At 39.1% G+C, this 13,098-nt stretch carries 12 protein-coding genes and 1 pseudogene; 4 read left to right on the forward strand and 9 right to left on the reverse strand.

The window, feature by feature from the left end:
• Positions 1-48: 48 nt before the first annotated feature.
• Together RCG17_RS00960 and RCG17_RS00965 are read left to right on the forward strand one after the other, a co-directional pair.
• Positions 49-273 (forward strand): annotated as a pseudogene (locus RCG17_RS00960) (pyridoxamine 5'-phosphate oxidase family protein); the annotation flags it as partial.
• A 590-nt stretch (positions 274-863) separates the two neighbouring features.
• The gene (locus tag RCG17_RS00965) at positions 864-1,376 is read left to right on the forward strand and encodes a staygreen family protein (RefSeq protein WP_308173439.1); all 513 of its coding nucleotides are present in this window, start codon (positions 864-866) and stop codon (positions 1,374-1,376) included.
• Positions 1,377-1,382: 6 nt separating this feature from the next.
• Here RCG17_RS00965 and RCG17_RS00970 read toward each other — a convergent pair whose 3' ends face one another.
• The 3 genes from RCG17_RS00970 to RCG17_RS00980 form a co-directional block, all read right to left on the reverse strand.
• Positions 1,383-1,769, reverse strand: a complete 387-nt coding sequence (locus RCG17_RS00970) for a pepsin/retropepsin-like aspartic protease family protein (protein WP_308173440.1) — start codon at positions 1,767-1,769, stop codon at positions 1,383-1,385.
• Positions 1,766-2,029: a hypothetical protein gene (locus RCG17_RS00975; protein ID WP_308173441.1), complete on the reverse strand. Its 264-nt coding sequence runs from the start codon at positions 2,027-2,029 to the stop codon at positions 1,766-1,768. The genes RCG17_RS00970 and RCG17_RS00975 overlap by 4 nt, the downstream gene beginning before the upstream one ends.
• 395 nt (positions 2,030-2,424) lie before the next feature.
• Positions 2,425-2,946 (reverse strand): DoxX family protein, encoded by a 522-nt coding sequence (locus tag RCG17_RS00980; RefSeq protein ID WP_308173442.1) that lies wholly within the window; start codon positions 2,944-2,946, stop codon positions 2,425-2,427.
• Between the two features lie 327 nt (positions 2,947-3,273).
• Here RCG17_RS00980 and RCG17_RS00985 point away from each other — a divergent pair, with 327 nt between their 5' ends.
• Positions 3,274-4,128: a hypothetical protein gene (locus RCG17_RS00985; protein ID WP_308173443.1), complete on the forward strand. Its 855-nt coding sequence runs from the start codon at positions 3,274-3,276 to the stop codon at positions 4,126-4,128.
• A 90-nt stretch (positions 4,129-4,218) separates the two neighbouring features.
• The gene (locus RCG17_RS00990) at positions 4,219-4,794 is read left to right on the forward strand and encodes a DNA-3-methyladenine glycosylase I (protein ID WP_374120886.1); all 576 of its coding nucleotides are present in this window, start codon (positions 4,219-4,221) and stop codon (positions 4,792-4,794) included.
• 83 nt (positions 4,795-4,877) lie between these two features.
• Here the strand turns inward: RCG17_RS00990 and RCG17_RS00995 are convergent, their stop codons facing one another.
• The 6 genes from RCG17_RS00995 to RCG17_RS01020 form a co-directional block, all read right to left on the reverse strand.
• Positions 4,878-5,456, reverse strand: coding sequence for a hypothetical protein (locus RCG17_RS00995; RefSeq protein ID WP_308173444.1), 579 nt, complete (start codon positions 5,454-5,456; stop codon positions 4,878-4,880).
• A 284-nt stretch (positions 5,457-5,740) separates the two neighbouring features.
• Complete coding sequence (locus RCG17_RS01000; protein ID WP_308173445.1) at positions 5,741-8,224, reverse strand: glycoside hydrolase family 3 protein; 2,484 nt, start codon at positions 8,222-8,224, stop codon at positions 5,741-5,743.
• A 449-nt stretch (positions 8,225-8,673) separates the two neighbouring features.
• A complete protein-coding gene (locus tag RCG17_RS01005) occupies positions 8,674-9,156 on the reverse strand; it encodes a cupredoxin domain-containing protein (protein WP_308173446.1) in 483 nt (160 codons plus the stop codon).
• A gap of 343 nt (positions 9,157-9,499) precedes the next feature.
• Complete coding sequence (locus RCG17_RS01010; protein WP_308175740.1) at positions 9,500-10,147, reverse strand: HlyD family secretion protein; 648 nt, start codon at positions 10,145-10,147, stop codon at positions 9,500-9,502.
• Positions 10,148-10,202: 55 nt separating this feature from the next.
• Positions 10,203-11,786 (reverse strand): DHA2 family efflux MFS transporter permease subunit, encoded by a 1,584-nt coding sequence (locus RCG17_RS01015; protein WP_308173447.1) that lies wholly within the window; start codon positions 11,784-11,786, stop codon positions 10,203-10,205.
• Positions 11,787-11,878: 92 nt separating this feature from the next.
• A complete protein-coding gene (locus RCG17_RS01020) occupies positions 11,879-12,583 on the reverse strand; it encodes a TetR/AcrR family transcriptional regulator (RefSeq protein WP_308173448.1) in 705 nt (234 codons plus the stop codon).
• Positions 12,584-13,098: the final 515 nt, after the last annotated feature.

A 13,098-nucleotide genomic window follows, 5' to 3' on the forward strand; every position in this document is an offset into this window, starting at 1 on the left:
GCCTTCTTTTGTCCAAAGATGTCCATTTCTCAACAACCAGGCGAAGGCATCGTTGAGGATTTAGACAAGAAAAAAGAATTGTGAAGCAATGCATATGAGAAAATTATGCAAACTTCTTATGATGATCCTAACGTTATCTTGATAAAGATAAAAACGGAAGCAGCCGAATATTGGGAAACCGATAATTTTACGAAGAAAATCGCCTTTCTCTATAAACGCATGACAGGGCAAAGTACTAAATCGACAGATATTAATGAAACTGTTGAGTTCTGATTACAACCATAAGAATGTACCACTTCTGCCATGTTTTTTAATAAAATTTATCGATTCCCTTTCTTGTTCTTTTTTCAGCTCCACGGGCATCGAGAATCGTTATCAATGCCCTTAAACTCCGAGTTTTCATCTTTAAGGGCATTGAGACACTGGATCAATTCCCTTGTACACTATTTTTTCTACTCTATGGGCATCGAGACGACCGATCGATACCCCTTTCATCCCTTTTTTCACTTACAGGGTAATTGATAATTATTATCCCTTACCTCAAACTCTAATTTTTCTAAATAAAGGGCATTGAAACACAGGTTCGAAGTCAAGTCGATTAAATTGGTAAAAGTATTTCGACATGCTCAAAATTATGATTAGTGGACAACACTTATTTCGAATTTACATTGAGGGGCGGGCCAGGGGTTGTAAAACCCCTGGCTTTACATCATTGAAATGAAGTTTTACAACTGTTAAATGACATGAATTTATTAATAATAAAGAAGTAGCAAAATTCAATTACCTGATTTTACAATCATATTGTTAGTGACCCACATAAAGTAATACATAGTAATTTATTTTTTGGGAGAGGAAGGATTTATATGTCCGTTTTTAGCCCCCAGAAATTATCAGTAAATCTTATTCAGCCTGCTACTTTCGCTCGGCCAGTTGAAGGAAGGAAATATACTCTCACACATTCAGATATTACAGCCGAATTATTTTTGGATATTGGATATGTGTACAACGATAAATCCATTGACCCCAAAAAGCATGACGAAGTGTTGGCAGAATGGAAAAAAGATTCACATGGTCGTGTAAGTTTACTAGGAGGAGTGTATGTAGATGGTGGGGAGTTCAGTCAAAAAATTGCTAGAAACCGTTTTGGTATATTCAAAAAAGAAATGGCCACTGCACTTAAAGGAATTGTCTACGGAGACCAACCCTTTTACGTATATTATCCCTTCCTCCTTAATGCACCAATCTTTATCCATTACCTCTCTATATATCCAGAATTTAGGCAGATTATTTATTATGGCACACCACGCCAACATTTGAACCAAATCTACCAAACTTCATTTACTTATGATACGGTTCACCGTAACGCATCTAAATGAGGTTTTCTATTTTCTAAACGCTTGCTTTTCATTGAAATCAATGATTAAACCTGACATAATCATAAAATCGACACCAAGAATTCCATTGAATCCGTATGTCTCTTTTGTTATTCCTAATTGTATATGAAAGGAATCCAGAAGAAAATTATCAATTTCAAACTGTGTTACAGTCTGTTCATAACATAATTCACTTTCACCACCGACGCGATACATTCTTCTCGGTCTTCCATTTTTATGGTCTATAAATGAACCCACCTTTTCAACTTCATCTGTATCAAAAATGGTGGTTGAACAACCGGTATCCAAAAGTACGTTTTCTAATTTAAGTATTCTCCCATTATATCCAATTGAGATAGTAACTATCGGCAACCCATCTTCCATTTGAATATTCATTGGAGTCGTCTCCTAACCCCTATAAATTTTTGTTCTTTTACTTCGATTGTTTCATGGTCCGTATGAAAAATATAATATTCACGAGAAGGATTGGCTAAATGTAGATTTTTGTATTCTTTCCATGCAGAAGTAGACTCGGGGAAATTTGAAATGACTGCCATTTCTTCGATATGGCGAGTTGAATTTTTGGAGTAGGCAGAGATAGCTTCGACAAGTACCCACTGTTCCGGATAATGCTCACGAATTTGCTCCCATTTCATTTTTTGCACCTCCATTTTTTAGTAAGTCCAGTATATCACTAAAGTTTGTCTATTTGGACAAACCTTGAAAAAGAACATTACCTGCCTCCCCAATATTTTGCAAACAGGATTTAATATTCGGTGGTGATACTTCAGACCGACGAAAACAATACATTCCTCTTCCAACTGAAATAAAAGCCAAAAAGTGTGATCCTATACTAAAATGTGTAATTTTAATAGCTATAGATGCTAAATTTGCTACTAAACAATCTGGCCCGTGTTGCTGAAGACTGTTCTTATTTGAAAATCAATCAAATTCCAACTAGAAAAACTCAGATATGTTCAAAAAAAGGAGACTCGTTTTGAAATGAGTCCCCTTTTTATACGACCTATTTAAATTCTTGCCTTCCTATCGTTTAGGCACTATGTTTAACAGAATTGATGGTATCCTTTTCTTTACCAGCAAATTTATGAATAAATGGGATCACCCAACGGTCTAAACCGATACGGCCTGCATTGAACCCTGCAGCTAAGATAATCACTCCTAGAAGAATGTCTAATGGGTTGGATGATACAACACCAGCCATTACATATGAGAAGTTCATCACAAGACCAAAGAATGCAGCGGCAGTTGTTAAGCAGCCAAGGATTAAACCTAAGCCTACTAAAAATTCACCGTAAGGAACAAGGACATTGAAAAGATGTGCGTTTGGTAAGGCAAAATGCTGTATGAAACCTACATAATTAGGATATTCAACTGCTTTTGCAGGACTTAGAACTGGATTATGAATAGCTCCTGCTAAGAATCCACTTGCATCAAATTTACCACCAGATATTTTTTCAAAGCCAGCCAACATGAATTCATAACCAACGTATAAACGAATGATCGTAAGAATATAGGCTGCTATTTTATTTTCTCTAAGAAATTTGTTAAACATATAAAAGACCCCTTTTCTAAAATCAATATTATTAACTTGATTACATTGTTATTATAGATCTTTTTTCTTTAACGGAGAGTACTATGTTCAACAATTCACATATAGTTCAAAAAAGATTGAACATTTATTGACATGATTCGTTACCTTTTTTAAATTTTGGCTTTTCACAAAACTTCAACAATTCCTTCCGCCTTTCCTTAGAAAGAAACGATATAATACAAATAGTCCTCTCAAATTCTCTCTTAAATTCCTCGATTTAAAAATTCCCCAGAAAGTTGGTCGATGTCTATGATTAGAAGAAGAAAGAAATCAAAGCAGCCCCCTCCAATGAAACCTCAAGTTCGGGTTAAAACCATTCCTATTAAGGATGAAAAAGAGCGGCAGCAAATTTTTATGGATCTAGCTACTAGTTCGGAGTTTGACATGAGGCACCGAGGTGTTTTTGAGTATTATGGGAAAGATTTAATTACCTACAAACGCGAAAAACCTTCTGACCAAGAGCGCAACGAATTTCTCCGGATTTTCTCCAAATTTATGACCGATTGTATAGAAGATAACTGCCCTTCTTCCTGGAAACATTGTCAGCCATCCTTTTGGGAAGAATTAATTCTCACTTTCTACCCCCACACAATGACCATTTCACCAGACGAAAAATCCACCGAAAACTTTCTAGGCCAATTGCTTACTTTTGTCCGCTGGCTTGATAAGAAAAACGGAACCAGCCATTATCCCATTGTTGAAAACTATGCTCTGAATGCTGAATCTGAATTGAAAACATGCGAGCGTTTGTTAAATACCCTGTTTCTAATCCATTATCCGCGAATCTTTCACGATGATTGGGATTTCGAAGCAGATCATGAGCGAATGATGCAAAACCTTGATGAATGTGTTGACAAACGTAGCGATTTATTTGAAGTGACCAGTATTGAGGATGATTCTATTGTCCTAACCACATTCAATTCGAAAAAGTCCTATCGTGTTGATGGAATGCCGTCAGAACTGATGATTCCTAGCATGCTTTTAATGGGCATGCTTGGAAAACATCATCGTTCACAACATTGGAGTTGGATTCTTACTGAAGGCGTTTATCCCCCTAGTGGGAAAAGGTTTATTACTTTGATGCCTCCAAACGTGCCAATCATTAAGAATGTCTGTTTAATGGACCCAATCTCTCCGCTTTAATACAATATAAAGTTCCACTTCGAATCCATTTTTTATTATAATGAGAAAAGGTTTGTTTATTAGGAACGTTATTTAGAAGGGAGAACATAAATGATTAAACGATGTGGTTGGTCTTCTGATAAAGACTTGTATATTCAATATCATGATACCGAGTGGGGCGTTCCAGTATATGATGATCGGCTTCTCTTTGAGATGCTTTGCTTGGAAGGGGCACAAGCAGGATTGAGCTGGTGGACAATCCTCCAAAAACGTGAACATTATAAAAAAGTATTTGATCATTTTGAAGCCGAAAAAATCATCCATTATACAGAGGATAAGTTAGCTTCTTTGATGGAGGATAAAGGGATTGTTCGCAACAAACGGAAAATCCAAAGTGTTGTTACCAATGCGGAGGCGTTCTTGCGAATTCAAAAAGAATACGGTTCTTTCTCCTCCTACATATGGAATTTTGTTGGAGGAGATCCCATTATCAATCATTGGGAGACTCTTCAGGATGTACCAGCTTCCACTGAAATTAGCGACAAAATGAGCAAACAGTTAAAAAAAGACGGATTCAAGTTTATCGGTTCAACGATCTGTTACTCATTTATGCAGGCAGTTGGAATGGTAAACGACCATATACTTGAATGCTTTTGTCACCCGATTAATAAAATTACCAATCACTAAACGGTGTTTGGTTTGGGGTCCCTCCCTACAAAAAAACTCTGCCACTAAAAGGCAGAGTTTTTATTTTGGTTTCTTAAAACCTTCTATTTCGAAAATTCCACATTCATAAGTTGAAGTAATGGTGTCATTTTTTGTACCATCGCGGCCGAGTAGGAATCGGTAACATTATCTAAAGTTGAAAGAAAAACCATCGTATTATATTCTAAAAATTCACTCATATACTCATTATTTTCCGGATTTATAAATATGCTGAGAAATTCAAGCTCAATATTAAATTTAACCTTGAATATAGCATAATTTAATTGAGAGATTGAGATTGATTCGGAAATATCCTCTTTTTCTACATATAGCTCCTTGAACTTTTCTCTTAAACCAATTCGATCTTCTCCCATTTTCTTTTGGGTATTCAAAAAGATCTCTGTAAATTCTTTGACATCTGGAAAAAACTCTTCCTCAATACAATGCCCTAACATGGACTTGACGATATTAGCAGACTCGATCATATAAACTAAATGATCAGTAACCAAATGGAAATGATCAGCGGGATGCTGCACTTGTTTTTTAAAATTGATCAATTCATCGCTAATTTCATTTTGAATATTCCTATTTTCAACATTATTGCAGATTCTATCTACTATATTTGCTAAATCCTCCTGTAGCACTTTGTTCCCCCTAACACTATTTTTGTATCAATGGGCTACCGTAAAATAACCCTTTCAGGTAGTAAAAACAGAATTTCAGAAAATGAATTTCAAGTATTCTCCTATTAAGTATTCTACTATTTTCTCATGAAGTAAAAAATACTTGGAATTTATTTTAATTAAAATAACTCTGTTATCACTGAATGTTGATTTCACTATGTTTGAAAAAATAAAGGAATAAATCAAAAATGTTGTTAATTTCCTAATGATTAATTGATATAACAAAATAATCCGCTTCAATCAGTTTATTCTTTGTTTTTTTCAAGTTCACCTCCATAATAAGGAAGCCCATTTACTTTAGCGAATGGAGCGCTAATTAATACGAAACGCAATACATTAGCAGCACAACGCTGCAATTCCCCTAGGGTGATCCCTTCTGGTTTAGCATAGGACTTCAACAGCGATGGATCCTTCCTTCTTTTTCTGAACATCTTTCTTTTCCCCCCAGGCATCAGAACATCAACCTGTGCTCGAACTCGATAGGCATTATCCCGCAATTTTGGGAAGTTTGGATCCTTTGAAGATTGAATCCACCAATCTGTCATGACATTACCTTTGTACCCCCATTCCTCCCTTAAAATAATGGTGCTGAGTTCAAAATGATAATGGCCCCACACCCCGTTGATTTTATTATAAGAGGTCATGATGTTTTGCGGTTTTGCTTCTTTTACACAGATTTCAAAGCACTTTAAATAGATCTCTCTAAGGGCACGCTCCGATACTCGGGAATCATGCAAAGTACGATTTGTTTCTTGATTGTTGCAGGCAAAATGCTTGGGACAGGCCGAAACACCTTGGGATTGGATCCCCCTGACAACGGCTGAAGCCATACGTCCTGTTAACAATGGATCTTCAGAGAAATACTCAAAGTTCCGTCCACAAAGAGGGTCTCTTTGAATATTCATGCCAGGTGACAATAATACATCCGATCCTTTTTTCAGCATTTCCTGTCCGAGCATTTGATGCAAACGTTCAACCAAATCTTCGTTCCATGAACAAGCGAGATTGCTGCCAATAGGCAGCAGAGATGCATATGCACTCAAACGGATACCAGAAGGTCCATCAGACGTGGTAATGGGCACGATACCTTTGTCTCTTAGTGATGGTAACACCCCGCCGAACACGGCAGCATTACCTGGTGTTCCTAACGGACTGTTCATGGTATAGTCTCCTCGACATAGACCCTCCAGTTCATCCAGGGACAGCTGAGCAATAAATTCAGCCATTGTCACAGTACCTTTTTTAACCTCTATTAACTTATACCCCTTGTCTCCCGTTTGGGCAACGGGCTGCGGCAGTCGAGACTGAACCGTATCCTTTAAGTCCGTTGTCACGATCGGAACCGATTCATATGCCAAAGTGATCCGTCCTGCTTTGCCTGTCTTGGCCACCATGCGTTCAAAGCTATGTTCCGGCTTTACGGCTGCAGCTTCCGAAAACTGCTCGATCACCTTTAGGGTCGACTGAGTATATGTGCCCTGAACATTTGCTGTTTGGACATGATTGCCCACATAGATCGGATAGTCTCCGGCTTCGAGGACCCAAGCAGATTTGTAACCCGTCTTTCCACCATCATCGTAGGAGGCCATTTGTGCCACATTAAAAGCCAGCGTCAACGTTTCGCTCCTACCGGGCTGCAAAAGTTTAGTTTTTGCAAATGTTGCCAATGATTTTACTGCCTTCCCCAGAACTCCCTGGGGGGCACCGTAGTATACCTGCACGACTTCCTTGCCTGAATATTGATCTCCGGTATTCTTTACCGTCACGTTTACAAAAATCTGTCCGCCTTTTTCCTCCACACTCCGTGTGACAATTTTAAATGTCGTATAGCTTAAACCATAACCAAAAGGATATTTTACTGAAGTCTTGGCAAAAGTCTCAAAGTAACGGTAACCGACAAAAATATCCTCCACATAGTTGTTAAACTTTTTATTGCCAAAGTTTTTAGAACTGGGATAGTCCTCGTATCGGTTTGCAATGGTAGCGGTCAGTTTTCCTGAAGGCGTAGCAAGGCCGAAAAGAATTTTTGCCACGGCGCGGCCGCTCTCCATACCGCCTTGCCATACGCACAGAATGGCCTTAATTCGATCACCAAATTGTTCCACCCACGACATGTCGATAATAGTCCCAAAATTGAGCAGAACGATCACCTTTTTAAAAACAGCTGTAACCTTTTCCAGCAGATTCATTTCTTGATCAGACAAATAATAGCTGCCCTTTTCCAGCACATTCTCCCGGTCCTCGCCTGCTCCTCGGCCAATGACGACAATTGCTGCATTGGAAGCTGCAGCAGCCTGCATCACAACATTCTCCGTTATCGGCATTTCCCGATGGTATCTAGGCCAATTACCCCAGGAGCCGTGATTTGCTTTGTTTTTACGGCACCAGGTTTCATAAATAACGGCCAATTGTTCGTTGATCTGTATGTTTGGATTTTCCCTTAAGCCTTCCATTAAATTTATAATATAAGGTGGTTTAACATCGCCACCGGACCCATATCCCACAGAAAAATAATCGAGTTGAACCCGCCCAAACACCGAAACGGTTGTGTCTCCCATAAGTGGCAGAGTACCGCTGTCATTTTTCAGTAATACAATCCCTTCAGCAGCCGCGTCTCCTGCTAAGTCGGCTAATCCCTCCTGTAATTCCTCAGTCCCATAAATTTTCGTATTTTCATCTTGAGTCATCATACCCGTTACGAGGTTAGCAAGTTTTCGGCCAATATTCATGACATTCACCTTCCTCGACTACAATATAATTCGTCCCATCCGCTACAATAATCAATCAAATATTCTTCCTTAACCTATAAAACATTCTTATTTGCACTCACCACGAAATATGAAGGCATCGCTTCCTTCAGTCTCCACAGTTTTTTAAAATAAAACTGAGCAGTCCTCATCAATTAGTTAAGATCTCGACCACAGCAGTTCCTCCGATCTCTGGAGTAACGAATGGCTTCATACCCATTCAAAAAGCCCAAAAGCACTATCATTTTCGTGCCTTTGAGTGCCCCCCTCAGGTTCTGAGCCCTGCCATTTAGATAAATCTAAATTCTTGAAAAAGTCCTTCATCTGGACTATGAAGGAGGAAAAGTTAAATGTAATAATGACAAAGTAAAGAAAAAGCTGACTCAAAAGGTCATTAATTATTGACACTCTTAAGTCAGCCTCCTTATCCTCTATTGAACAATTAGCTTTCCAGTCATATTTGAATGACCTGATCCACACATAACAGAACAGAAAAATTCAAATGTTCCAGCTTTATCGGCAGTAAATTCTGTACTGCCATTCCCTTGGATATTTACATTGTAAGCAGGAATGGCCAAACCATGACCACCATCATCACTATGTAGTGTGATCTTTACTTTATCTCCCTTTTTCACAGTAATTACCTTTTTATCATATTCAAAATCCTTTGCGTTCACATTAATCTCAACTACGCCAGCAGCAGGGGCTGCAGAAGCATTTGCAGTCTTAGCTGCTGTTGTATTGTTTGAATCTGTTTTTGATTTAGATGATGTACTATTTGAAGTTTCGTCTTTCTTTGTAGCAACTTTTGCCGTAGATGATTGATTCGTCTGGCTTGAATTACTGCTGCATGCACTTAACATGACGATACTCAAAATAGAAGCAGTAATTAATAGAGTTATTTTCTTTTTCAATTTAATGTTCTCCTTTTTATCAATTTTTCTAACTTTAACAAAATATCACACTATTAAACTTGTTTAATTAAATTTCCATTAAAAATCCATTAAATTTTCTATGAACTTATGGAACAAATCCTTTAAAAAAAGCCAAAGCTATATACTTTGGCTTTTAGCAGGGATTATCACATTCCTTTGTCCAATCATCTTTCCAAGGTATTTCGTAAACTCCGATTCCCTCGAGTTAGATAAACACAAATACTCCTTCACTTTTGTCATTTATTATTTTATTTTTCCGCAAAAAATGTTTTTAAAACAAGCCAGCACTCTTTTTCTTTTGGATTTTATGGCTTTTCTATCATTATTTGTGTATACGAATTCTTACGTTCATTCCAGGGACTAGTCCTCCTGGATAATCATTCAATTTAATCATTACCGGGATTACTTGTGTCACTTTCGTAAAATTAGCAGTTGTATTGGATGAAGGCAGCAAAGAAAAGGTTGAGGCAGTGGCCAGCCCAATTGATTTGACACTTCCATTCAAAGTGGTTCCTGGAAATGCGTCCACGTAAACGTCAACAATATCTCCAACCTTTACGTCCTGAATCTTTGTTTCATCGATGTTCGCTGTAACAAATAGGTTGTTCATGTTATAGGCATCAGCCAGCGGCGTACCCGGTGCAACAAATTGGTCCGTCGTTGCATCGTTTTGTACGATGGTTCCATTTTGCGGGATGGATATAAGTATAGATTGAGTGGTATTTCCATTTTGTACTTCAATTTGACCAACAGAATCTCCTGAATTAAATTTTGTTCCAACCGTACCGCTCCAGGAAACCAGCTTACCTGCCGCTGGGGCTGCGATGCTGATATTTTGTCCACTAACCTGTGCGTTGTCTGTTTCTAAGTAAAGGGATGATTGGTTATAAAAATAGTAACCTGCAAATCCGACAGCGGCCACAATGATAATCACAATCATATTAATGACTATTAACTTCCTGGTATTCATCAACTTTTGTCCCTCCCGCTTTTTCACATGAATGAAGTTTAGCAGCTATTGGCGGCTAATCCTGTACTGCTTCTTGCGTTTTTTCCAGTGTTGCCTCTTCACGATGTTTATTTCTTCTATAAAAGAAGACCATAATAACCCCGAACGCTGTTAAAAAGGAGGCCACCATAAAGGAATCATTCATCCCGGATACGAATGCCTTTTGTTGAATGAACCCATTCATCATGGTAAGAGCAGCCTGTTTTGCTCTAGATACTCCCATGCCGGAAGCCTGCATGAGATGCTGCATTTTCAGCAAAAATTGGCCTGACTGTGAAGTGGGAGTTACCTGCCATGACATTTGGGCAGCGGTAATTTTTGCCTGAGTAGTCATATAGGTAGTAAGGAGGGCTGTTCCCAATGAGGCCGCAACCTGGCGTACGGTGTTATTCATCGCCGTACCTTGACTCGTCAACTCAAACGGGACGGAGTTCATACCGGCTGTCATAAGCGGCATCATCGCCATCGACACACCTGCACTACGTAGAATGTATAACCACTGGATCGTGTTTGCGCTTGTATCCACCCCCAAATTTGTAAATCCCAGCGTGGCTACAGTAACAACCACTAATCCGGCAATACCAAGTGGCCGTGCTCCGATTTTGTCAAATAAGCGGCCGCTGATTGGCATAATGACAGCAGATGCAAGCGCAGCAGGCGTCATGAAAAGTCCCGTCCTTACTGCCGAAAATCCTCGGATATCTTGAAGATAGAGGGGAAGAAAGAAAATGCCCACAAACATGGAAATACTCACAACCGAAATGAGGAGGAGACTCATATTAAATTGATAGTTTTTGAACACCCTTAATTGAATCATTGGATGTTTCACTTTTAGCTCAACAATCACCAAAATAATCAAACACAAGACGCCTATAGTGAGAAAAGACTCTACCCATCCTGAACTCCACCCGTTGGAGGGTACCTCGTTGAACCCATACAATAGGCATCCAAAGCCGACCACCGAGAAGAAAAAACCTAAAATATCAAACTTACCTTTTGACTCATATGGAAATTCGTGCATCATAAGAGCTCCAAGAATGATGGCGACTATCCCAATTGGTACATTAAGATAGAAAATATACCTCCACGACCAATATTCTACTAAATATCCACTTAGTGCAGGGCCAAAAGCTGGAGCGGCCATCATGGCAATGCCAAAGACGCCCATAACGGTTCCCCGCCGTTCGGGAGGGTAAATACGGAAAATCATCGTCATCGCAACCGGCTGCATTAACGCCCCGCCAATTGCTTGAATGATGCGAAAGATGATGATGGATTCAAGGTTCCAAGCAATCCCGCAGAGTGCCGACCCAATGGTGAATGTGGTTAAGGCAAAAAGGAAGAGCTTTTTCCCTCCAAATTTATCCGTTAACCATCCGGAAATCGGAACCAACATTCCAAGGACGAGCATATATCCTGTAACAACCCATTGGATTCGATCGATACTTGCGTTCAGGGCTGTCTCCATTTTGGGAATTGCAACATTCACTACACTCGTGTCCAAAATGGCCATAAACACGCCAAGAATAAGGATGGTCATCTGTAAACCCGGGGACTTAATCCGGTCTATTTCATATACTGGGCCCGCTGATTGTTCCATGTTCTACTCACACTCCATTAAAATATATTAAGTTACACGGAACATTTAATTGAGTACTCACTCAACTCAACCTATGAATCTATCCTATTTCATTACTCCGGATTACCTACTCCATGAAGAAAAATATCAATCATCCGTCGAATTTCCTGTTCATCATCCTGTGAATCCCGAGTTTCTGGGCACATCTGCTTGATCGTCCTATGGGCGAATATCATACCTATAAAGACCTTCATTGCCGCCAGACTATCCACTTTACGAAAAGTTCCGTTTTCAATCTCGGAATCGATAATTTCTCGATTCGCCTGTACGACACCAGGAAGAATCTTGTCTCGAATGGATTCATACAACTGAGGTTGAAACATCGTTTCTGCAACCATGGTCTTTACCAAGCCCCCATGCTCTTCAATAAGTTTCACTCGATCCAGGGCAAGCTTAGTAAGTCCATCCTCTACAGGAACCTCTGGTCGTGAGGAAAGGAACGCCTCGGTACCCTTAAGAATGAAAGGCCGAATGACAAATTGAAAAAACGGAAGTAATAGTGCCTGCAGCAAGTCGTTCTTCGTTTTAAAATAATTGAAGATGGTTCCTTCCGAAACACCTGCTGCTTTAGCTATTTCACTGGTTCGACCTGCTGTGTACCCCTTTTCAGAAAACACCCGAATGGCTGCCTCGATAATGTCCCAATGTTTTTGACTAAAGTTCATTTCATGACCAAGTTCATTTTTTATTTCGATTAAAGAAGATTGAATGCTTTGAAAGTCCAATTTTAAACATGGACAGCCTTCCTCATTTGTCATACATTCACCTCTGCTTTTTTTGATTGAGTACTCACTCAAAATATGCCAGTGAGTGAACTTTTATGTCTGTGGCTACTTAACCACGATTATTATGCTAACTTTGTCCGAGAATGCAGTTTTTTTCAAAGGCGAACAGTGACAGTCACTGTTCGCCAGTCAAGTCATCATACCCGTTACGAGGTTAGCCAGTTTCCGTCCAATATTCATGACATTCACCTTCCTCAACAACTATATAATTTTTCCGTTTTGGTTGAACGGTTACCTTATGGGAGGGATTCGCAATATTCTTCCGTAACTATAAAACATTCTTATTTGCTCTTAGCACGAAATATGAAGGCATCTCTTCCTTGGATTTTACGTTTTCTATCATGTTTAAAAAGAAAAATAGAAGTAAATAACTTTGGAGGTAGTTGACACAAAAGTCCTGCATACTTTAGCAATTCAGTGGTAACACGTAATTGGAAATGATAGTTGGAATGAATTTAGGTCACACAGCCTACTTACTTTTAATCGTC

It is taken from the genome of Neobacillus sp. PS3-12, from assembly GCF_030915385.1.
Taxonomy (GTDB): domain Bacteria; phylum Bacillota; class Bacilli; order Bacillales; family Cytobacillaceae; genus JAEVLT01.